Origin of the sequence: Duganella violaceipulchra (assembly GCF_019166075.1) — a bacterium.
Taxonomy (GTDB): Bacteria; Pseudomonadota; Gammaproteobacteria; order Burkholderiales; family Burkholderiaceae_D; genus Rugamonas; species Rugamonas violaceipulchra.
Window position 1 is genome coordinate 658,521 of the sequence record NZ_JAHTGR010000001.1, and the last position, 23,362, is coordinate 681,882.

Sequence of the window (23,362 nt, forward strand, 5' to 3'; positions counted from 1 at the left end):
GTTCAACCAGTTTAATCTTCTGCCGCAGGACAGCAAACGAATTCAATGTCATTTATTCGGGGGGGAATTGAGATGCGACTGGATGCCAGAAACTGGCCACACACCGCAATGGGCGGCAACCTCGCCAACCACGACGCCAAGGTGCGCGTACTGATCGAACACAGCGACGCCATCGTCAACGCCGGCCTGGCCGCGCTGCTCGGCGCCGAGAGCGACATGCAACTCGCGCAGCCGCAGCTGACGCAGGCCGACGTCATCATCCTCGACCACAAGGGCGCGCTGGAGCACATGCGCCAACGGGCCAACGCGCCCCACCACAATGAAGCGCCGCCGCGCGTGCTGATCGTCACGCAGCTGGAGCGCGAATGGGAAGTGCGTACCGCGATGATGGCCGGCGTGCACGGCTACCTGCTGCAAAGCTGCGCCGCCGACCAGCTGCCGGCGGCGGTGCGCGCGCTCAGCCGCGGCCTGCGCTACCTGAGCGCGGACCTGAGCCGCTGCGTGGCCGATAGCTTCACCCGCGTCGGCCTGACCAACCGCGAGACGGACGTGCTGCAACTGCTGGCGCAAGGCCAGTGCAACAAGTCGATTGCGCGCGAACTGGGTATCGGCGTCGGCACCGTCAAGACCCACGTCAAGGGCCTGTTCGACAAGCTCGGCGCCACCGCCCGCACGCACGCGGTGGTGCTGGCCACCCGGCGCGGGCTGGTGGGCGACGGCGTCATTGATTTGTAGTAACTCAGGCTTGAGCTGACAGCCGCAGACAGATGATTTAAAGTCGTGTTTTCTTTCGCCAGCGTGTCGATTCCGGATGCCGTCATCCGTCGTAGGGATGTAGCACCGAGTGTCCATTCCACCTTAACCAAGGAAACGCCATGAAAAAACAGATCATCCTCAACCTGCCCGTGAAGGACCTGGACAAATCCAGGGCCTTCTTTTCCGCGCTCGGCTTCTCCTTCGATCCCCGCTTCAGCGGCGAACAGGCGGCGTTCATGAACATCGTCGACGACACCATCCAGGCCATGTTGACGACCGAGCCCTTTTTCAAATCGCTGATCGACAAGCCGCTGGCGAACGCAAAGGAAGCCAATGAACTCGTCATTTGCCTGACCTGCGAAAGCCGGGAAGAGGTGGACAGCCTGATCGCCAAGGCGGTTGCCGCCGGTGGCCGCACGCCACATCCGCCCGAGGACCATGGCTTCATGTACGACCAGGGCTTCGAGGATATCGACGGCCACCTGTGGAACCTGGTCTGGTCGGCGCCGGAAGCCTAGTGAGATAGTCATTGGCGAACTTCGCATAAGCCCTGTAAAATCAGGGCATGCATGCACATACACTCTCCGTAGGCACCTCACATCGCCAGACGCGCATCCAGCGCGTCCTGATGCTGTTCGTGCTGGTGTTCCTGTCGCTGCAACTGATCGGGGCGAGCTCGCACAAGCATGCCTACACCGACAGCCAAAACGATTGCGCTGCTTGCGTAATCGCGCACATGCCGGCCGGTGTTCCGCCGCCGGCATTGGCGGTGGCGCCGGTGGCGATGCTGGTCAGCCTGCCCGCCCTCGTCCCGCAGCGATCCATCCGGGCCCGCCGGATCGACTTCCTCATCCCTCCCTCGCACGCGCCGCCCGGCGTTGCCGCTATCTCCTTCTGATTCGTTTTTTTTACTACGTTTAACACGGTCGCACCTTTGCGCCCCGTGCGCGTAGCCGCGCGCCTGCCCGACACGATCGCGCAGGCCGGAGGCTAGCCACGCCTGAACATTCAAGGATTTACCATGCAACGCACGCCACAACTCCGCACCCTTCCACTGCTTATCGCCGCCTTCTGCGCCCACCACGCCAGCGCCGACGACAGCCCGATGCAGCAAGTGGAAGTAACCGCCGCCCACTTGAAGAGCGCGCGCATCGACCTGTCGCCGAACGTCGGCACCACCGTCTATTCCATCGACCGCCACATGATCGAACAGCTGGGGCGCGGCGACAACACGCCGTTCAATGAAGTGCTGCTGCGCCTTCCGGGCGTGAGCCAGGATTCGAAAGGCTCCGGCTCCATCCACGTGCGCGACGACCACGCCAATGTGCAGTACCGCGTCAACGGCGTGCAGCTGCCGGAGAGTATCACCGGCTTCGGCCAGTCGATCGACACCCGCTTCGTCCAGCAGACCGACTTCATCACCGGCGCGCTGCCGGCCCAATTCGGCCTGCGCACGTCGGGCATCGTCGACATCCAGACCAAGGAGGGCACGGTCAAATCGGGCGGCCGCGTCGGCATGCTGGTGGGCGGCAACGACTACGTCGAACCGAGCGCGGAATTTTTCGGCACGCGGGGCGCCTTCAACTACTACCTGTCCGGCAGCTACCTGTCGAACGCGCTGGGCATCGAGAATCCGCTGCCGACCCGCAGCGCGCTGCACGACCGCACCAAACAAAGCAAATCCTTCGGCGCCCTCTCCTGGTTCCTGGACGAGCAAACCCGCCTGGGCCTGATGTTCGGCACCTACAACGGCCGCTTCCAGATTCCGAACAACCCGGACCAGGCACCGGGCTTCTCGCTCACCGGCCAAAGCGACACCGCCGCCGGCGCCAGCAAGCTGCCGTCGTCGCAGCTGGACGAGCGCCAGCGCGAGGTGAACCGCTTCCTGGTGCTGTCGCTGCAAAAGAGCCTGGGCGACCTGAATTACCAGGTGTCGGCCTTTCACCAGTATTCGGAACTGCACTACACGCCGGATGCGCTGGGTGATTTGATCTACAACGGCGTGGCTTCCAACACGCTGCGCTCCAACTCCGCCAGCGGCGCCCAGCTCGACGCCAGCTATAAACTGAACGACAGCCACACCGTGCGCGCCGGCCTGGCCTACTCGCGACAGACCACCCACAGCGACAACACGGTCGCCGTGTTCGATACCGACGACAGCGGCGCCCAGGCCGGCACCGATCCGCGCACCATCATCGATAACAGCAGCAAGACCGGCAAGCTGTCCAGCTTCTACCTGCAGGATGAATGGCATATCGCCGCGCCGCTGACGCTGAACTACGGCCTGCGCTTCGACAAGGTATCGGCCTTCGTCGAGGAACAGCAATGGAGTCCGCGCGTCAACCTGGCCTACCAGCTCGCCAAGGGCACGGCGCTGCATGCCGGCTACTCGCGCTACTTCACGCCACCGCCGCAGGAGCTGGCCGCGCAATCGAGCATCGACAAATACGCTGGCACCACCAATGCGCCGCAGGTGGCGCTGTCGGACAACGTCAAGGCCGAGCGCACCAACTACTACGACATCGGCTTGAGCCACCAGGTCAACGAACAGCTGACCGTGACAGCCGACGCCTACTACAAAAAAATCCGCAACATGCTGGATGAAGGCCAGTTCGGCCAGGCACTGATACTGTCGCCGTTCAACTACGACCGTGGCTACGCCAAGGGCCTGGAGCTGTCGGCCGTGTACAACCACGCCAACTGGGGCGGCTTCCTCAACCTGACCACACAGCAGGCCAAGGGCCAGAACATCGTCTCCGGCCAGTCGCTGTTCGGGCCGGACGAACTGGCCTACATCGCCAACCACTACATCTACGTCGACCACGACCAGACCTACACGGTATCGGGCGGCGCCCACTACCACTGGGGCGCGACGCAGCTGAACGGCGATGTCTTGTACGGCAGCGGCTTGCGCATGACGCCCGACGGCGCCGCGCCGAACTCCGGCACGCTGCCGCACTACACCACGGTCAACCTGTCCCTGACGCACAACTGGAAGAATACAGCGGTCGGCAATGTCGAAGGCCGCCTGGCGCTGGTCAACGCCTTCGACAAATCCTATCTGCTGCGCGACGGTTCCGGCGTAGGCGTGGGCGCGCCGCAATACGGTGCTCGCCGCACGCTTTACGCTGGAATTTCGGTCGGATTCTGATTTTAGTTAGGAGTCCTTGTTAAATCGGAATCCCTGTGTATAATGCACAGCATGGACACCAAACCTAACAAGCCGTGGCAGGATACGCCGGACGTTTCAGCGCGTATCATCACCTCTATCGGACGCATCGCCAGTGTGATGCGCTCCGGTATGTGGGAGTTCGCCACGTCCGAAAACCTGAATCCGGCGCAGGCCGAGATCCTTCAACTGCTGCAAGGCCGCAAGCAGGGTGTACGCCTGTCCTGGCTGGCGTCGCAGCTGTCGATCAGCGCGGCCAGCGCCAGCGATTCGGTGTCGGCCCTGGTGTCCAAGGGTTTGCTGTACAAGGCCAGGGCGGAGGACGACGGCCGCGCCACCGCGCTGTTCCTCACCGATGAAGGCGTCGCCACGGCGGCCCGCATCGGCAGCGCCTTGAGCTTTGCCGAAGATGCCGCCGCCGCCCTGCCCGCCGCCCAGCAGACCGAATTGCTGACCGGCCTGTTCAAGCTGATCGCGCAGCTGCAAAAGACCGAGCGCTTTCCCGAAATGCGGGCCTGCCTGTCGTGCCAGTATTTTGAGGCCAACCGCCATCCCGGCAAGCCGGCCCCGCATCACTGCGCCCTGGTGAACGCGCCGCTTTCGGTGGCGCTGCTGCGCATGGACTGTCCGGAACAGGTGCCGGCCGATCCCGCCACGCGCCGGCGCAACTGGAAGGTGTTTGCCTGATTTTTTTTGACCATATTAGTTAGGACTCCTACTTTTTAACCGCAGTACTCATTAACCCTTGAAAGGAAATACCATGAACCGCATCCCCCTCGTCACCCCTGCCGACACCACCGGCGAACGCCAACAGCTGCTGGCGCAAATCCAGGACGCGTTCGGCGCCACGCCGAATATGTTCAAGGCCGTCGCCAATTCGACCGCCGCGCTGAAAAGCATGTGGGGCGCGTTCGGCGCGTTGAGCGGCGGCGTGATCAACGCCAAGCTGGGCGAACAGATCGCCGTCGCCATCGCCGACCGCAATGCCTGCGACTACTGCCTGGCCGCGCACACTGTCCTTGGCCGCAACGCCGGCGCCACCGCTGAAGAAATGAGCGCCGCGCAGGCCGCCCAGTCGACCGATCCGAAGACCGCCGCCGCGCTGCGCTTCGCCGTCGCCGTCGTCAGCAACCGCGCACAGATCGACAACGAGGAAGTGGAAGCGCTGCGCATCGCCGGCTACAACGACGAGGCCATCGTCGAGATCATGGCCCACATCGCGCTGAACCTGTTCACCAACTACGTCAACGTCGCCTTCAAGGTGCCGGTCGACTTCCCTGCTGTGAAACTGCGCGCCAAATAAAGGAGCAACCATGCATGCTATCGCCCCCGAACTCCAGGTTGCGGCCTGGCTGAACACCTCGCAGCCGCTGTCGCTAGGCCAGCTGCGCGGCAAGGTCGTCGCGGTCTACGCCTTCCAGATGTTGTGCCCCGGTTGCGTTTCGCACGGCATCCCGCAGGCCAAGACGATACGCAGCACTTTCGACGAGCAGGACGTCGCCGTGATCGGACTGCATTCCGTGTTCGAGCATCACGACGTCATGACGGCGAAGGCGCTGGAAGCCTTTGTGCACGAGTACCGCATCCAGTTTCCGGTGGCGATAGACCAGCCGGCGCCACGCGGCGCCGTTCCGCTGACGATGGAACAGTACCGGCTGCGCGGGACGCCGACGCTGCTGCTGATCGATCGCCAGGGGCGGCTGCGGCTGAACCACTTCGGCCGCGCCGACGACATGCAAGTCGGCGCGGTGATCGGCCGCCTGCTGGCCGAACCGTTGGCGCAGCAGGAAGTGCACTGCGACGATACCGCCTGTAGCATCCGGTAGTACCCGGCTGACGGCGCTTTCGCACAGGGGATACAGGAACGCATAATCCGCAACCATCGGAGAATCCACATGCATTTCTTGAATATCCTGACCATCACGACGCCGGCGGCTTTGCTGCAGGACGGCGGCGCGATCGATTGGCCAGGCCTGGCGCTGGTCGCGCTGCTGGTCGGCCTGGCATGGAGACTGGGGCGCCGTGCCTGAGCTGCTGGAATTCGACCGCCACGCCCTGATGGCCGGCCAGCTATGGCGACTATGGACCGGGCACCTGGTCCACTACTCGATGCGACACTCACTGATCGACTTCGCCGTGGTGCTGGCCGCCGCCGTGATCGTGGTGCACCTGAGCGCATCCACGTCCGCCGGCATGCGGCGCCTGCTGGCCGCGCTCGGCCTGGGCGCGCCGTTCATCTCGCTGGGCATGCTGGCGGTGGCGCCGCACTGCCTGTACTACCGCGGCGCATCCGGCATCGCCGCCATGCTGGTGGTGATGGCCGGCGGCGCCTTGTGGCCACGCGCCGCCCGCTCCACGCGCGCCGCTTTGCTGCTGATGGCCGCCACGCTGCTGGCCAAGATCTGTGCCGAAGCCGCCGGCGCCGTCCACGGCTGGTCCGAGCTGCCGGCCGACGTGATGGTCGCTTGGCAAGCGCACATGCTGGGCATGGTCGCTGGCGCGGTCGCGCTCATGGCCGCCAAGCCCCGGCTGCAACTGGATTAACTACCAATGCAAATCTGACCTGTTTGTGTTTCACAAGCCTCAACATTGCCGTTAATTCTTGTGTATCTTGCATGAATATAGGCATAATCGTTTGGACTTAAACGACCCCGGCCCGAAGTGAATCCTATCGTCTTCGCCATTCCCGTTTTCATGCTGACCATCCTGCTCGAAGCATGGATAGCGCACCGCCGTGGACTGGCCGCCTACGATACCGCCGACGCCCTCACCAGCCTGCACCTCGGCATGGTGAGCCAGGTGGTCGGCCTGTTCGTCAAGCTGGCGATGCTGGGCATTTACACCGCCGTCTACGAACACTGGCGCTTTGCCTCGCTGCCCGCCAACAGCCTGTGGGTGTGGCTGGGCGCATTGCTGGCCTACGATTTCTGCTACTACTGGACGCATCGACTGGGCCACGAGGTCGGCGTGATGTGGGCCGCGCACGTGGTGCACCACTCCTCCGAGTTCTACAACCTTTCCACCGCGCTGCGCCAGACGTCCAGCGGCTGGGTGCTGGGCTGGCTGTTCTACCTGCCGATGGCACTGGCCGGCGTGCCGCCGCTGGTGCTGGCCGGCGTCGGCCTGATCGACCTGCTGTACCAGTACTGGGTGCATACCGAGATGGTCGGCCGCCTCGGGTGGCTGGACCGGGTGTTCGTTACGCCGTCCAACCACCGCGTGCACCACGGCCAGAACGACTACTGCATCGACCGTAACTACGGCGGCATCCTGATCCTGTTCGATCGCCTGTTCGGCACCTACGCCGAGGAACGCGACGACGAACGCATCGTCTACGGCGTGCGCACGCCGCTGCGCAGCCTCAATCCGGCGTGGGCCAACCTGCACTACTATGCCGATTTGTGGCGCGCCTCGCACAGTGTTCGCGGCTGGCGCAACAAGCTTTATGTCTGGTTCGGGCCACCCGGCGGCTGGACCGGCGAGCCGCTCGGCCACTTCGACGCCACCCAATTCACGCACTACCGCCCCACCACGCCGCCGGCCGCCGCCCTCTACGCGATGCTGCAATTCGCCCTGCTGGTGCCGTGCGTATCGCACCTGATCGCGATCGCGCCGTCGCTGGCGCTGCCGGAGTTGCTGCTGTATGCGGGCGTGGTGGTGGTCAGCACGCTGTCGCTGGGGGCGTTGTTGGAAAGCCGCCCGTGGGCGCAACGCGCGGAACAGGCGCGCGCGCTGGGATTGGGGCTGGCGTTCGCGCTGCTGCCGCAATGGTTTGGTTACGTAGCGCCGATGGTTTTAAAAGTGACGATCCTGGTCGTCATGATGATCGCTGTAGTTTGGCGGGACAAGAATATAAAAACTTTCCAATGGAGGACGACATGAGCATCCCTGCCCGCACCGTAATTTCCGCCAGCCTGGCCGCAGCCTTCTTCGTGCCCCCCGCGTGGGCCGCCGACGAGATTCCATCGGTGGTGGTCACCGCGCAGTCCCGCAAGCAGTTCGTGCAGGACGTGCCGATGACCATCCAGGTGCTGACCGCCAAGGACCTCGACGCCATCGGCGCCAAGGACCTGGGCGATTTGAACGGCTACGTACCCGGCCTGGTGGTCGATGCCAACGAACCGACCCAGCCCGGCTTCGGCATACGCGGCGTGCAGACTGGCGACTTCGGCATCGCCACCGATTCGCCGGTCGGCATCTATGTCGACGGCGTCTACACCGGCAAGACCGGCGGCGCGCTGATGAACTTCATCGACGTCCAGCGCATCGAAGTGGTCAAAGGGCCGCAAGGCACGCTGTTCGGCCGTAACAGTGCGGCCGGCGCCATCGCCATCAGCACCAATGAGCCGGGCAAGGAACTCGACGCCGCCGGCCATATGAAACTGGGCAAATACGGCCGCGCCAACGCCGACCTGATGATGAACCTCCCGATCACCGACAGCTTCGCAGCGCGCCTGGTGGCGGTACGCTCGGGCAGCGAAGGCTGGGTCGACAACACCGCCACCGGCAAGAAGTCCGGCGGCGACAAGGACTGGGCCACCCGCCTGACGCTGCGCAAGGACTTCGACGCCGCCAAGCTGGTGTTCGCGTGGGAGCACGAGAACATGGAGCAGTACGGCCGCCCTGCTTTCGGCGTCATCAAGGACCCACGGCTGCCGCTGGGCGGCTACACCGGCGTCTATGACGCGGCCTACACCGCCAACTTCGTCGATCCCTTCAAGGCGCCGCTGCAAAACGACGACCAGGGCAGCGAAGGACGGATGTTCGACGGCGCCACGCTGCGCTTCGAAACGCCGCTGGCCGGCATGACCTTCAACTCCACCACCGCCTACCGCCGCTTCAGCACTCACAACGTGACCGACAACGACGGCGGCGCCCGTCCCGACCTTTACCTCACCACGCTGGACGCCAAGCGCGCCCACAGCTTCCAGCAGGAGTTCAAGCTGTCCGGTAAAACCGATAAGCTGGACTGGATCGCTGGCCTGAGCTTCTACCACAACAACGAGCACCAGGACGCCGGCGCCTTCGTCACCACCGGCACGCTGGACACCCTGAGCCAGTTCGCCGGCGGCCAGCCGAATTTCGCCATGCTGTTCGGCGGCCTTGGCGCGGCGGGCTTGCCGGGCATCGGCCCGAACACGGTGTTCAGCTGGGACGAAACGCACTACAGCGACGTCAAGACCAAGTCGGTCTCGATCTACGGCGACACCATCTGGCACCTGACGCCGTCCACCAACGTCACCGCCGGCCTGCGCTACACGCAGGACAAAAAACAGATGACCTGGTTCGTGCCGGGCCGCGTGTCGCCGCAGCTGGACAACTTCCTCAACAGCTTCGGCCCGTTGGCGGGGCTGGACGCATCGGCCTTCCCATCCAACGTGATCTTCAGCACGGCGGCGCAGCTGGCGTCGTCGCCCGTGACGCGCGAGAAGGACTGGAACGACTGGAGCCCGCGCCTGGTGCTGGACCACAAGCTGAACAAGGACACGCTGCTGTTCACCTCCCTGGCGCGCGGCTACCAGGCCGGCGGCTTCAACATCTTCACGCCGCCGAATCCGGCCGCGCCGGCCAACACCGGCAAGGACCCGAGCTTCGCACCCGAAAAGATGACCAACTTCGAAGCCGGCGTGAAGATGGCCTTCCCCGAGCTGCGCGCCACCGTCAACGCCTCGCTGTTCGCCTACAAGTTCAAGAACCTGCAGGACATCCAGCTGTACAGCGTGGGCACGGTGCCGACCTATAACGTGGTGTCCAGCGACCAAAAGGCGCACGGCCTGGACCTCGATGGCCGCATGCGCATCACGCCGCGCGTGACGGTGTTCGGCGCCCTGGAATACATCGAACAGAGCTACACCCGCTACCAGCGCCTGGACGCCGCCGGCAACGTCACGCTGGACCTGGGCGGCCAGCCGGTCGGCACGCCGCGCATGACGGCGATGGCGGGGGTGAACCTCAACTGGGAAACGCTGGGAGGCCGCAGCAGCCTGAATTTCCAGGGCACGCATTCGACCGCGCAGCGCTGCAACAGCGACACCGCCAAGCTCCAGTGCCTGAGCACCGCGCAGCTGAAAACCGGCGCGGCCACCAGCAAGTTCGACCTGCGCCTGGGCTGGGACAGCCCGAGTTCGCGCTACGGCGTGGCCCTGTTGGTCAACAATGTGTTCGACCAGCGCTACGTCACCAACCTGGGCGGACAAACGGAGCAGTATGGCGCGCCATACGCCTACCTCACGCCGCCGCGCATGATCGCGGTGGAATTCCGGGCCAGCCTGTAGATGGGCAGGAAGTTCAAGCTCGCCGCCGCAGCAGCCCTGGTGCTGGTGGGCGGCGCCGTGCTGACACTGGTGCTGCATCCGCCGGAGCTGCTGCGCGTGGGCGCCAGCTACGGCGCCAAGATGGTGTGTTCGAACGTGTTCATCGCCGGCCGCGATGCGCAGGCCGTGCTGGCCGACGACGTGCAGGCGCCCGGCCATCCCCTCCTCAAGCTGCTGCAGGTGCGGGTCGACCACGAACAAAAACTGGTGCGCGCCGACCTGCTGGGATTTGTCGGCAAGGGCCTGGCCGTGTACCGGCCCGGCACCGGTTGCGCCGTGGTGCCGGACAACGACGTCGCGCAGGCTGCGCAGCACCAGTTCTCGCCGCTGAAGATCTGGGCGCCGTCCGCCAACGTGGCGTGGCCAACCGGCTCGCAAGCGGAGCCCCTGCCTGCGGTACAAGCCTTGCTGGCGCAGGATGCGCTGGCCGGCCCCGGCATGCGCGGCATGGCCGTGATCCACCGTGGGCGGCTGGTGGCGCAGCGATACGGCGCCGGCTTCCACGCCGACACCCCGCTGCTGGGCTGGTCGATGACCAAGACCGTCAGCGCGGCGCTGGTCGGCATCCTGATCGCCGACGGCAAACTGACGCCGCAGCAAAGCGGCTTCTGGCCGGACGCCAACGATCCGCGCGCCGCCATCACGCTGGCGCAATTGATGGCGATGAGCAGCGGCCTGCAATTCAACGAAGGCTATGGCGACGTTTCCGACGTCACGCGCATGCTGTACCTGGAGCCGGACATGGCGGCCTACGCCGCCGCCCGGCCGCTGGCGCAGAAACCCGGCAGCGCCTTCAACTACTCCAGCGGCACCACGCTGCTGCTGTCGCGGATCTGGCAACGCGCGGCGGCCGGCGCCAAAGCGGCGCCGACATCGGCCGCCGTGCTGTCGCTGCCGCATACGCGCCTGTTCGAGCCCCTGGGCATGAGCAGCGCCGTGATGGAGGCGGACGCGCGCGGCAATCTGGTCGGCTCAAGCTATGTGTATGCGACCACGCAGGACTGGGCGCGCTTCGGCCAGTTCCTGCTGCAGGACGGCATCTGGCAAGGCAAGCGCCTGCTGCCGGAAGGCTTCGTGGCCAACATGCGGGAGGTGGCGCCGGCGTCCGGCGGCCGGTATGGACAGGGACAGCTATGGCGCTGGGGGCCGAGCGGCGCCACGCCGGAAGGACAGGACCCGGACCCGCCGTTCAAGCTTCCGGCCGATACCTACTGGCTGGAAGGCCATGACGGTCAGACCATCGCCATCGTGCCGTCGAAGCAGCTGGTGCTGGTGCGACTGGGACTGACGCCGCATCGCCTGAACTATCAACCGCAGGCGTTGCTGGCCGCCGTGATCAAGGCGCTGGAATGACGGCGGCTGGCGCCATTCCCTACGGCCTGCTGCGCCACCAGGGCGCGATGCTCGGCGCCACCGCCAGGATGCTGCTGCAAGCGGCAGGCCGCGCCCTGCTGGCGCCCCAGGGTCCGCGCACGACGGGTACGCCTTCGGTGCCCAGGCGCCTCATCGCCGCGCCGCCGGCGCAACTGGTCGAACACTACATACGCTGGTGCGGCGCGGCCGGCCGCTATGACAGCGAACTGCCGCCGCACATGGTGTCGCAATGGAGCTTGCCACTGGTGAGCGAACTTTTGATGCGGCTGCCCTACCGCCTCACCGGCATCATCAACCAGGGCGTATCGATGACGGTGCATGGCCCGCTGCCGCGCGACACACCGTTGATGCTGAGCGCCTCGGTCGAACAGGTCGCGCATGCGGACGGCTGGGCCAGGATCATCGTGATGGTCGTTACCGGCACGGCGCAGCAAGCGTGCCTGGTCGAGACGCGGCTGCACATGCGCGTGCGCGTGCCGGGCGCGCGTTCGGCCCGCAACACGCCGGCCCGGCCGCCCGATCCCGCCTGGCGGACCGCCGGCACCTGGCGCGCCGACGCCAGCGACGGCCTGCGTTTCTCGCTGCTGACCGGCGACTTCAATCCAATCCACTGGTGCGGGCCGCTGGCGCGCCGCTCCATCTTCGGTTGCAAGGTGCTGCATGGATTCGGCAGCCTGGCGCGCAGCTACGAAATGCTGGCGCCCGGCAGCTTCACCGAGATCGACGTGCGCTTCCTGCGGCCGGTGACGCTGCCCGGCCAGGCGTTGTCGGTGCAACTGGCGCCACAGGCCGAAGCCGACGGCTGGCGCGCGCTGCGCCTGGCCGGCGACGAGGACACCGTCCATCTGGCAGGACGGCTACGCTGACGTTGCATGCCGCCGCCGGCCGGGGTATCGCACCATTTTAAGTACGTTAATCAGGCCAGGTATAACTGCTTAACGACCGCAGAAATTCAACGAGGTCGCTCTTTTCACCTGCCGTCAGGATCAACGGCCTCCCAGCCTCCACGCTTCTGTAATACAGTTCCTGCTCGACCGCATCGTCGAGTGTCGGTACGCTGCCATCATGCATATACGGCGCGGTGTGCGCCACGTTACGCAAGCTGGGCGTGCGAAATTTTCCAATGTCGGCAGGATTATATGTGACGACAAACCGGCCCAGTTCGGCGATTTCTTCATCGCGCAATATGGTTTGACCGAGCTGATTCGCGTTCGTTTTATTATTCATCAACTTGCGGGTGATCTCGGCAAGGCGTGAAGCGATTGGGCGCAATCCTACGCTAAGACTATGAAATCGATTGTCGGTGAAAAGCGCATTGGAGTTGCTTATGACATGACATGTTGTGCAGCGGGCAGCGCCTTGAAAGATAGCAAGCCCACGTACAGCAGCATCCGATATCGCCAATCTTTCCCCACCAAAAAAATACCGGTCAAACGGCGCATCGCCAGCTACTAATGTGCGCTCGAAGCAGGCCAGCGCCTGTCTAACATGCTGGTCGGTGATGCCATTCTCCGCGATCGGAAAGGCATTCTGAAACGCCGCCACATAGTCTGCGTCCTGTCTCACAACGTCCAACAATGCCTGAACATCCTGGAGACCGTGCTCTCGAGGGTTGAACAGTGGATCGAGAGCCTGTGCTTCCAAGTCGGCGCGGCGGCCATCCCAAAATTGCGTCTGATTGAAGGCGACGTTCAACAGACTGGGCGTATTGCGCGTACCCAAGCGCCCATCTATTCCTTTCGAGACTCGTAGCCCATCGGCATAGCCGCGCTCGGGTTGGTGGCAACTGGCGCAACTGATCGCACCATTACGGCTCATGCGTTTGTCAAAAAAGAGCTCTCTCCCCAAGGCGACTTTCGCGGGTGAAAGGGGATTATCTATCGGCATTGTCAGTTCAGGTAATCCTGTGACTCCAGGCACGTCTTGCGCAGCCAATTGCCAAGGCAGCCACAACAGTTCGAGAAATACTACACAGGCGATGCTATGGCGCCGCAATCTGGCACGCATGGTGATCATCACAGCCTCATTTCGAAAGTTTATGGTTACGCCAGTGTACCGACGGCGACACCAATTCCGGCGCCCACTGAGTTTGATGGAGGTCATTAAACTTGCCACCAGTAAATTACGCCCCTATAAAAGTACCTACACTTACATCAGCAAATGTATTTTGGAAACATTCCTGATGGCTGGGTTTACTTGGAGAGAGGCATGCAAAAATTCCTCAAAGCTCTGGCAAAGTGCGTTGGAGTAGTCGCTGTGCTCTCCCTCAGCGCTGCCGTGTTTCCAACGCGCGCCGCAGATGGCGATCCGATCATCTATGACTACGATGAACTTGGACGCCTCGTCGGACTCACCGACACAACCGGCAACAGCGCCACATATCGTTATGATGCGGCAGGAAATATCGTATCCATTATTCGCAGCTCTCCTACGCAGCCGGTCATCACGGGAAACACGCCAGGTACGGGTTCCGAAGGAACACCGGTGACCATTTCCGGCAGCGGATTCGCCGTCGGAACAGACCAGAACAAGGTCCGGTTCAACCAGACCATCGCCACTGTCATCGCGGCCACTCGGAACCAAATCAAGACCAGCGTGCCGACCGGCGCGACAACCGGCCCAATCAGCGTCGAGACGCCAACCGGAACCGCCATCAGTCCTACAGCATTCACCGTCCGCCCCTCCCGGGCGCCGGCCATCACGGGCTTCACGCCCATCGTCGGCGCCGCTGGCACGACTGTGACCATCAACGGCGCCAATTTTGATTGGGCAGTCAGCAAAGTCACATTTAACCGGCATGGGGCAACTACGCGTTCGATCACAACAGATAACATCGTGGCCACGGTCCCGGCAAATGCCGCGTCGGGACCGATCACGATCGCGACCGACTACGGGGCAGCGATCAGCGATGGCGATTTTTTCATTCCGCCTGCGCCGTTTGGCGTATCGGATATTCAGGCGACGGGTCGCATGACCATCGGCTCTAGCAAGACGGTAACAATAAGCGTCGCTGGCAAGAAGGGCTTGATCTTGTTCGACGGGACCGCCGGGCAAGTGGTCTCCTTGTCGTTGAGTGCCGTGACGCTGACTGGCGGCACCGTGTCGATCTTGTCGCCCGACGGTACCGCCTTGGCGCAGGTGCCTCCCAGGTTCACCAGCTTTATCGACGCGACAGTCCTGCCCACGACGGGCACGTACACAATATTGATTAACCCATCGGCCAGTACGACGGGTAGTCTCACCATGACACTGGACGCCGTACCGGAAGTGCTTGGCAACATCGCCTTAGGTGGGCCGGCGGTGACAGTGGTGACCGCCAAGCCGGGCCAGAATTCCAGGCTTACTTTCGAGGCGACGGCGGGCCAGCGCTTCAGTGTCAATCTTTCCGGCATCGCCTTGACTGGCGGCGACTATGTTGACGTATTTATCCTCAAACCGGGCGGCAGCGTGCTGGCATCTTCCGCCTACGTTTCTTCGTCTGGCAAGTTTATCGATGTGCAGACAGCCCCTGTGACTGGCATATATGCCATTCAGTTCAATCCACAAGCGCTGGCGGTAGGAAAAATGAGTGCGCAACTGTTCGACGTCGGGCAAGATCCGGCGGCTACGGTCGCAATCGGCGGGCCAGCGGTGACGGTGGCTACCACGGTACCGGGGCAGAACGCCAGCCTCACCTTCACCGCGACGGCGGGCCAACGCTTCAGCATGAACTTTTCCGGTGTTTCCTTGTCCGCCAAGAGCGCGCTCCTGGGCGTGAAGGTTCTCAACCCAGATGGCATCGCGTTGATCCCGTCCACAACGATTAGTGCGTCCGGTGCGTTTATAGATGTGCAGACGGCCCCGGTGACAGGGACTTACACGATCAAACTCGATCCGAACGCCATGACCATTGGGACGGCGACTGTCCAGTTGTTTGACGTAGTGTCGGATGTCACCGCCGCAATCTCGATAGGCGGCCCAGCAGCGACGGTAGCTACCACGGTGCCTGGACAGAACGCCAGCCTCACCTTCACCGCGACGGCGGGCCAACGCTTCAGCATAAACTTTTCCGGTGTTGCATTGTCTGGCAAGAGCGCGCTCCTGGGCGTGAAGGTTCTCAATCCAGATGGCACCGCACTGATCCCGTCCACAACGATTGGTGCGTCCGGTGGGTTTATAGATGTGCAGACGGCCTCGGTGACAGGGACTTACACGATCAAACTCGATCCGAACGCGATGACCATTGGCAAGGCGACCGTGCAGTTGTTTGACGATGCGCCAGATCCCACTGCCGCAATCTCGATTGGCGGCCCAGCGGTGACGGTGGCGACCACGGTGCCGGGACAGAACGCCAGCCTCACCTTCACCGCCACGGCTGGCCAACGCTTCAGCATGAACTTTTCCAGTGTTTCCTTGTCCGGCAGCGGCGGAATCCTGGGGCTGAAGATTCTCGCCCCGGACGGCACCGCGCTGATTCCATCCACAACGATTAGTGCGGCCGGTGCGTTTATAGATGTGCAGACGGCCCCGGTGCCAGGGACTTACACGATCAAACTCGATCCGAACACGATGACCATTGGAACGGTGACCGTGCAGGTGTTTGACGTTGTGTCGGATGTCACCGCCGCAATCTCGATAGGCGGCCCCGCAGCGACGGTAGCTACCACAGTGCCTGGACAGAACGCCAGCCTCGCCTTCACAGCGACGGCTGGCCAACGCTTCAGCATGAATTTTTCCGGTGTTGCCTTGTCTGGCAAGAGCGCGCTCCTGGGCGTGAAGGTTCTCAACCCAGATGGCACCGCGCTGATTCCGCCCACAACGATTGGTGCGCCCGGTGTGTTTATTGATGTGCAGACAGCCTCGGTGACTGGGACTTACACGATCAAACTCGATCCGAACGCGATGACCATTGGCAAGGCGACCGTGCAATTGTTTGACGATGCGTCAATTCCCACTGCAGCAATCTCGATCGGTGGCCCGGCGGTGACGGTGGCGACCACGACGCCGGGACAGAACGCTAACCTGACTTTCAATGGTGTTGCCGGTCAATCGGTCACCATCAGAATTATAGGCACGACGCTGGGTTGCCAATCCATCGGGCTAGGTCAACCGGATGGGAGGTCACTGTATTCCCATTTTTACTGCGGATCTCTGTTCACCCTCCCGCTGCAAACATTACCTGTTGCCGGTACATACACCATTAGCGTCGAGCCATATGGCGCAAGCACGGGAAAAACCAGCGTCAGCCTGACCAGCCCGTGAGGAAAACCGTCATTTTAAGAATGTTTTGGCACCCACCATCTAACCGCTTATTGCGGATCAGGAAAATCATCATGCAAAAGAGAATGCTAAAAGCAGGACAACGGTTGTGGTCTTGTATGCGCGGTGAGACACATAGGATTTGTCAATTACGCAGTAGTTTGAAATGGCTCTTGAGTATTCTGGCTTTATGGCTCGGCATGGCGAATCTAGCGCTGCCCGGCGACGTCACATCGCCCTCTGTCGCGCCTGGTTCGATGAAGGATATCCTCATGCCAGGCCCGGCAACACATGCGGGCCAAAGCGCAACGCAATTATCTGACGGGAACTGGCTGCTGCTCGGCGGACGCGACGGGGACGACAACGCCGGCCGCAGTGCGGTGCTATTTAACAGCAAGACTGCGACAAGGACGGCGTTGAATGCAAGGCTGGCCCAGGGGCGCAGCGAACATAGCGCGACCCTGCTCGCCGACGGCACGGTACTGGTGCTGGGAGGGATAGACTCCGCCGACGCAGTGCTCAACATCGCCGAGCGGTTCAATCCCGCGACCGGCCAGTTTACCGCGCTGGGGGATCTTGGCCTTATCGCGCGCGCGGGGCACACCGCGACGGTGCTGACGGACGCCAGCGTTTTGATCAGCGGGGGATGGGACCAGCACGGCCACCTTGTGGCTGAGAGTGAAATTTACCGGCCCGACACGAGAAAAATAGAGCATTTCAACATCAAATTGAACACCGCCAGAACGAACCATCTGGCGGCGCTGCTGCCGAGCGCGAACGTCCTGCTATGGGGGGGATTGGATGGCGACCGCAAAAGGCTCGATGACTCCGAGGAGTTCGAGTATTCCCGGCTGGGCTTCAATCCAGTCACCGCAGAGGCCGCAGCCGAACTGAGCCGGTCCCTGCTGCCCTCCGGCACGCCACGCGTCAAGGACAGCCGTCCGGCGGCTGAGTCGCATTACGCTAGGGTCGACGAAGCGCTGATGGTGCGTTTTTCCCAGCGCATGGCCGTGGATACGCTCGGAAATGCCACTGTCACGCTGATCGGTCCGAATGGCACGGTGCCTGTCACTGTGGTGCCCGTTGAAAAAGGCCTATTGTTGTTCGTCACGCCGCAACAGGACCTGCTGCCATCAAGCCGATACACACTTTTCATCAGCGGCGCACGCGACGATCATGGTCAACCCTTGCCATTCACCGCGGTCGGTTTTGACACAATGCAACTTGCCGCGCCAGCCACGCCTGGACATGCGACCGGCGACATCACGGCTGAGGTAGCACCAGTCGATTCGACAGCGGCGCCGGAAAACGCCGGGCCCGCCCCGTCCCGCATCGAAATGCGATCCGCACGGAGCCTGCTTGGCGGCACGGAGCGGCAAGCGATCGCCAGCGCCGCAGCGATGGGCGGCAGCGAAGCTTGGCTGCCCAACGCTTCGCACTTCAAAGGCGACTGGCGCGCCAATCGCCGTAGCAGTCCACTGCAGGCGCTGCCGCCGTTGCAGGCAGCAAGCGGTGAAACCGCGCTGTCTGGCCAAGTCCTTACGTTGAATGGGCTTGCGTTGGAAAACGCTATCCTGACGATAGGCGGACAATCAACACGCAGCGATGCGACGGGACGGTTTCTGTTGACGAATCTGACGCCAGGCATGCAAGTGTTGTCCATCGATGGTCCCGGTTCGGGGCCCAGGAACGCCCATTATGGCTACTACCAGACGCGTGTCGATATCAAGCGCCAGCAAACCAACGTGCTGGGCTACACAATTTGGAGCGCCCGACTCGATCCGGCTGGCGACATGGCGCTGCCGTCACCGACGCCGGGCGGCATGGTGGCTAGTTCGCCCCGCATCCCTGGATTGGAGTTGCATATTCCCGCAGGCACGGTCATCAGAGACCACAATGGGAAGATCGTCACAAAGATCAACATGACGGCCATCCCCACCGATCGCCCGCCATTTCCAATTCCCGGCGTCGGCGTGCCGGTTTATTTCACGATCCAGCCGGGCGGTGCCACCCTGGCCAGCGCCACCGGACGTATGCAGGGCGCGCAATTGATTTATCCTAACTTCAGCGCTGCGGCGCCTGGAACCAGAATTGATTTTTGGAACTATGACACGCAGGCCAAAGGGTGGTACGTCTATGGCCAGGGAACGGTCACGCCCGACGGCAAGCAAGTGATGCCGGACGCCGGCGTGGCGATCTACGAGTTCACCGGAGCGATGGTTTCCCTGCCCAGCAACGCACCGAAAGAAGGGCCGCCGCCCGGCGGCTGTGGTGGCAGTGCTGGGGGCGCCGTTGGCAGCGACGACTGCAACGGCGACCCGAACCAGCCAGCGCCGCCGGACGGGTGCGCTGGCGATCCGGTCGACTGCGCCACCGGCCTGTTCCTTGATGCCAGCACAGACCTTGTCGTTGCCGACGTCGTGCCACTGATAGTCAAACGCAGCTACCGTCCGCGCGACCCCGCGTCCCGATCCTTCGGAATCGGGACTAATCTGTCCTATGATTTCTACCTGGTCGGAGACACATACCCGTATACATACCAGGATTTGATCCTACCCGATGGCGGACGCGTGCACTATGTCCGTACCTCGCCCGGCACCGGATATTTAAACGCCGTCTACGAGCATGTTTCGACGCCGACGAAGTACTTGGGATCAACGATTCGATTTACGACAGGAGGACCGTGGCAGTTGCAGCTGAAAGATGGCAGCGTGTTTTTATTCCCGGAGGCCGAAAAGAACCCCTTCGCTAGGAAAGGCGCAGTGACAGAAATTCGCGATCGCTATGGGAATACCACCAAACTGGCTCGTGACCCCTTTGGCAGGCTGACGCGCGTCACGTCACCAAGCGGCCGCTCGCTGCAATTCGTCTACGACACGGTCGGTCGCATCGTAGAAGCGGGTGATAACATCGGCCGCGTCGTGAGCTATGAATATGACCCGGGCGGACATCTGGTCAAGGCGGTCGATCCTGATGGAAATTTCAAGGCCTACACATACGACACAAACCATAACATGCTGACCGTCCGAGACAAACGCGGCAATATAATGGTCGCCAATGTCTACGACGTTAACAACCGCGTCAGCAAGCAAACCTACGCGGACGGAAGCACGAACCTGTTCAGCTACGGGCTGGATACCGCAGGCAAGGTCGCGCGCACAGACGTCACTGATGAGCGTGGCATCGTCACCCGCATGCTGTTCAACGCACAAGGATATACGACTTCGGTGACACGGGCCTACGGATTACCGGAGCAGCAAACGGTCGCCATCGAACGCGACCCGGCCACCAACCTGATGCTGTCGCGCACCGACAATCTAGGGCGCAAGACCAGCTACGCCTACGATGCCGCAGGCAACCTGTTGGCGCGGACGGCGCTGTCGGGAAGCGTCGATGCGGCAACGACGACCATGAGCTACACGTCCGATTTTAATCGCCTGTCGAGTGTCACGGACTTCCTCAGTCAGCAGACGACAATGCTGTACGACTTGCGCGGCAACCTGATCGAGACACGGGACGCCAACGGCAACGTCGTCAGGCAAGACTTCAACTCCGCCGGCCAGCTTACCAAGATCACCGACGGCCTCGGCAGGAGCAGCAGCCTGGACTACGACCTGTTCGACCTGGCGAGCGTGACGGATTCCTTGGGTGGCATCGTCCAGTTCCGCACCGACGGTGCCGGACGCGTCCGAAACATCATCGATGCGCTTGGCAACCAGTCGGGCTATGAGGTCGACGTGCAGGACCGCTTGACGCGCAGTACCGATCCGCATGGCGGAGCGACAGCCCTGGACTTCGACGCCAACGGCAACACGACCGGCCTGACCGACCCGAAGGGCAACTGGCACCAGTTCAGCTTCGACGAGCGCAATGCCCCCACCAGCAATCTTAATCCGCTGGGGCAAGCCGAAGCCTACGCCTACGATGCCAAGCACAACCTGATTCAAAAAACCGACAGGAAAGGACAGATCACGCGCTATGCCTACGATGCGCTGGACCGCCTGATCAGCACCACCTATGCGGATGGAAGCACAGTCAGCAACATCTACGATCCGGGCAACCGAATCGTTCTGATGAAAGACTCGGCAAGTGGAGATATTTCGTTCGACTACGATCTGCGTGATCGGGTTACCCAAGTCAGCACGTCCAAAGGTAAAGTGGCCTACACCTATGATGTCAATGGCCGCCGCGCGAGCATGAGCGTGGCAGGCTTGCCGACGCTGCACTACGACTACGATCCGGGGGGACGTTTGACGCGTATCAAGCAGGACGCCGGTGCAGCCAACAATCGTATCGCTCAAAGCATCAGCTTTGCCTATGATGCGGCAAACCGGCGCATACGCACCGTCTATACCAACGGCATTATTCGTAGCGACAGCTATGACGATGCGGGGCAGTTGACCTCCATTACCTATACCAAGGCCGACGGCAGTATGCTGGGCGACCTTTTGTATTCCTACGACAAGGGCGGACGTCGCACTCAAGTAGCCGGCAGCCTGGCACGCACCGCTCTGCCCGAGGCCTTGGAGACGACCACGGTCGATGCGGCCAACCGCCTGATCACCGTTGGTTCGCAAACACTCGGCTACGATGCCAATGGCAATCTGCTTGACGATGGCCATCAGATATATATCTGGAATGCGCGCAACCAGCTGATACAGATCAAGAGCGCTGGCGGCCAAGTAGTGGCAAGCTTCAGTTATGACGCGTTGGGCCGGCGCCAGACGAAAACAGTCAATGGCATTGCCACCGGCTATGTTTACGACGGCGTGAACGTACTTCAGGAGTTGGTCGGATTGGGTACCGACAACAGCAAGCCTTCTGATGTGCGCGCGGGTTACGTAAGTGGAGGAATCGATGAAGTATTCGCTCAATTTGTCGGTACCGGTGCGAGTGCTAAAATCAGCGCATATCTGACCGATGCACTAGGCTCGACGATTCGACTCGTGGACGCCGCAGGTGACAAGGTCGTCGACTATACCTACGACCCATATGGCAAGAGCGTAGCTGACGCTGAAGTCCACAACCCCTTCCAGTACACGGGGCGGGAAAATGACGGGACGGGCTTATATTACTATCGGGCGCGCTATTACGCCCCCGCATTTGGTCGTTTCATTTCTAGTGACCCGATTGGCCTGTCTGGTGGCGCCAATACATATAGATATGTAGGAGATAACCCGTTAGCTCTGACAGATCCTTGGGGCCTATCCCCCGGCACCCCTTATGCCAGCCAAGTTGAAGCAGCAAGACAAGCAACGAATGATGTAATTGTCCAGTCCATTTTGCAGAACCAAGAATACGGCGGCATGATATACAAGAATCGAGATGGAACATATTCGTACACTCCACCCAGAAATGGCGGATCGGACGCAGTCGACCCGGGAGGCCCTCAGGCATGCCCAGCGGGGAAGATTCCCAAAGCATATTACCATACCCATGGTGCGTACGACCGGAACTATGATAGCGAAAACTTCTCCCCAGCTGACATTAACTACGCAAATAGAAATAATATAGATGGTTATGTTGGAACACCAAATTCCAACTTTAAATATTACAATCACACAACGGGCAGGCAATCAGTCTTGGCTCCGGTAGGGAGTATTCCATGATAAGAAATATTTCGCAAAAAATATTAATTAATTACATTTTTATAATTCTTATTATGGCACTCCTCCCCCCATCTTGGGCTACGCAAGAAGATATTATTTCTTGCCCATGTGGAGAATCCCCTCTCACTTCTAAAAACGGAGCCGTGTTGAATGAAGAAACCGCAAAAAAAATAGCCGAAGCCATCCTGATTCCAATTTACGGAAAAAACGCTATTGAGAAACAAAAACCATTCTCTGTTTCACTGAAAAACGATACTTGGGTCATATCTGGATACTTGCCAGAAGATATGTTAGGCGGGACATTTTTGATTATTATTTGCAAACAAGACGGCCGAATTATTAAAATAACACATGGAAGATAATTAAATACTTGCTGCACCAAATTGGGCTTATAAATATGACAATTGGAAAGTGACGAGATGATTGAGTATGGAATCGTATAAATTTCTTCTACCTGCTCAATTATTGAAATACAAATGTGAGGCCTCTCCCCAGTCGCCGCGATATCAACCCCAACAACTCGACTTCCCGGTTTCTGTCCTGTTGAGCACCAATGATTTCAGGGATTTTCTATCCGTTATTAAAGCGTCTGTAAACATGGCAATTGGGCTTTTGTGAGATGCGGCCTAATTTCGTTCGATCGCGTCAACTATAACTCGTAAAGGGGAAGTAACATGAATACAGGAAAAAACGTTTTATTCTTTATTCTGAAATCATTTGCGTTTACCGTGGTGTGGTTTCTTACATGGAGTTTGATTCTTCATCCAATATTTTCGGCTCAATGCCGTTCCGTGTGGAATTTGACATCGGGTAACATGTCGGTTACATCCACTTTCTGAGTTCACGAGTCCCCGATGAGTATTGGCGTCGAAACCCTGTTCACCACCGCGCTGGGCCTGCAA

At 61.2% G+C, this 23,362-nt stretch carries 17 protein-coding genes; 16 read left to right on the forward strand and 1 reads right to left on the reverse strand.

What is annotated here, in order from left to right; all coding sequences use genetic code 11:
• Window positions 1-108 precede the first annotated feature (108 nt).
• From KVP70_RS02815 to KVP70_RS02870, 13 genes are all read left to right on the forward strand, one after another.
• Window positions 109-735 (forward strand): response regulator transcription factor, encoded by a 627-nt coding sequence (locus tag KVP70_RS02815; protein WP_229224535.1) that lies wholly within the window; start codon window positions 109-111, stop codon window positions 733-735.
• 140 nt (window positions 736-875) lie between these two features.
• Window positions 876-1,274 (forward strand): VOC family protein, encoded by a 399-nt coding sequence (locus KVP70_RS02820; RefSeq protein ID WP_217940467.1) that lies wholly within the window; start codon window positions 876-878, stop codon window positions 1,272-1,274.
• A gap of 110 nt (window positions 1,275-1,384) precedes the next feature.
• Window positions 1,385-1,654 (forward strand): hypothetical protein, encoded by a 270-nt coding sequence (locus KVP70_RS02825; RefSeq protein WP_217940468.1) that lies wholly within the window; start codon window positions 1,385-1,387, stop codon window positions 1,652-1,654.
• A 123-nt stretch (window positions 1,655-1,777) separates the two neighbouring features.
• Window positions 1,778-3,907 carry a TonB-dependent receptor gene (locus KVP70_RS02830; protein ID WP_217940469.1) on the forward strand — a complete coding sequence of 710 codons (2,130 nt, stop codon included), beginning with the start codon at window positions 1,778-1,780 and terminating at the stop codon, window positions 3,905-3,907.
• Between the two features lie 51 nt (window positions 3,908-3,958).
• Entirely contained in the window at window positions 3,959-4,612 is a 654-nt protein-coding gene (locus KVP70_RS02835; protein ID WP_217940470.1) for a MarR family transcriptional regulator, read from the forward strand.
• Between the two features lie 73 nt (window positions 4,613-4,685).
• Window positions 4,686-5,228 (forward strand): carboxymuconolactone decarboxylase family protein, encoded by a 543-nt coding sequence (locus tag KVP70_RS02840; RefSeq protein WP_217940471.1) that lies wholly within the window; start codon window positions 4,686-4,688, stop codon window positions 5,226-5,228.
• Between the two features lie 10 nt (window positions 5,229-5,238).
• Window positions 5,239-5,751 carry a redoxin domain-containing protein gene (locus KVP70_RS02845; RefSeq protein WP_217940472.1) on the forward strand — a complete coding sequence of 171 codons (513 nt, stop codon included), beginning with the start codon at window positions 5,239-5,241 and terminating at the stop codon, window positions 5,749-5,751.
• Between the two features lie 69 nt (window positions 5,752-5,820).
• Window positions 5,821-5,955 (forward strand): hypothetical protein, encoded by a 135-nt coding sequence (locus tag KVP70_RS34585; protein WP_255575718.1) that lies wholly within the window; start codon window positions 5,821-5,823, stop codon window positions 5,953-5,955.
• Window positions 5,948-6,469 (forward strand): rhomboid family intramembrane serine protease, encoded by a 522-nt coding sequence (locus tag KVP70_RS02850; RefSeq protein ID WP_217940473.1) that lies wholly within the window; start codon window positions 5,948-5,950, stop codon window positions 6,467-6,469. Before KVP70_RS34585 ends, KVP70_RS02850 begins: the two co-directional genes overlap by 8 nt.
• A gap of 117 nt (window positions 6,470-6,586) precedes the next feature.
• Window positions 6,587-7,807, forward strand: coding sequence for a sterol desaturase family protein (locus tag KVP70_RS02855; RefSeq protein WP_262311673.1), 1,221 nt, complete (start codon window positions 6,587-6,589; stop codon window positions 7,805-7,807).
• Window positions 7,804-10,200, forward strand: coding sequence for a TonB-dependent receptor (locus tag KVP70_RS02860; RefSeq protein ID WP_229224536.1), 2,397 nt, complete (start codon window positions 7,804-7,806; stop codon window positions 10,198-10,200). Before KVP70_RS02855 ends, KVP70_RS02860 begins: the two co-directional genes overlap by 4 nt.
• Entirely contained in the window at window positions 10,201-11,592 is a 1,392-nt protein-coding gene (locus tag KVP70_RS02865; RefSeq protein ID WP_217940475.1) for a serine hydrolase domain-containing protein, read from the forward strand.
• Complete coding sequence (locus KVP70_RS02870) at window positions 11,589-12,479, forward strand: MaoC/PaaZ C-terminal domain-containing protein (RefSeq protein WP_217940476.1); 891 nt, start codon at window positions 11,589-11,591, stop codon at window positions 12,477-12,479. Before KVP70_RS02865 ends, KVP70_RS02870 begins: the two co-directional genes overlap by 4 nt.
• A gap of 46 nt (window positions 12,480-12,525) precedes the next feature.
• On the opposite strand, the gene KVP70_RS02875 is transcribed toward KVP70_RS02870, so the two are convergent.
• Window positions 12,526-13,629 (reverse strand): cytochrome-c peroxidase, encoded by a 1,104-nt coding sequence (locus KVP70_RS02875; RefSeq protein ID WP_217940477.1) that lies wholly within the window; start codon window positions 13,627-13,629, stop codon window positions 12,526-12,528.
• A 192-nt stretch (window positions 13,630-13,821) separates the two neighbouring features.
• Between KVP70_RS02875 and KVP70_RS02880 the strand changes: the two genes are divergently transcribed.
• The 3 genes from KVP70_RS02880 to KVP70_RS02890 are packed head-to-tail and all read left to right on the forward strand — an operon-like array spanning window position 13,822 to window position 22,822.
• A complete protein-coding gene (locus KVP70_RS02880; RefSeq protein ID WP_217940478.1) occupies window positions 13,822-16,854 on the forward strand; it encodes a beta strand repeat-containing protein in 3,033 nt (1,010 codons plus the stop codon).
• The gene (locus KVP70_RS02885; protein ID WP_217940479.1) at window positions 16,851-22,460 is read left to right on the forward strand and encodes a DUF4329 domain-containing protein; all 5,610 of its coding nucleotides are present in this window, start codon (window positions 16,851-16,853) and stop codon (window positions 22,458-22,460) included. The genes KVP70_RS02880 and KVP70_RS02885 overlap by 4 nt, the downstream gene beginning before the upstream one ends.
• Window positions 22,457-22,822: a YbbC/YhhH family protein gene (locus tag KVP70_RS02890; protein WP_217940480.1), complete on the forward strand. Its 366-nt coding sequence runs from the start codon at window positions 22,457-22,459 to the stop codon at window positions 22,820-22,822. Before KVP70_RS02885 ends, KVP70_RS02890 begins: the two co-directional genes overlap by 4 nt.
• Window positions 22,823-23,362 lie beyond the last annotated feature (540 nt).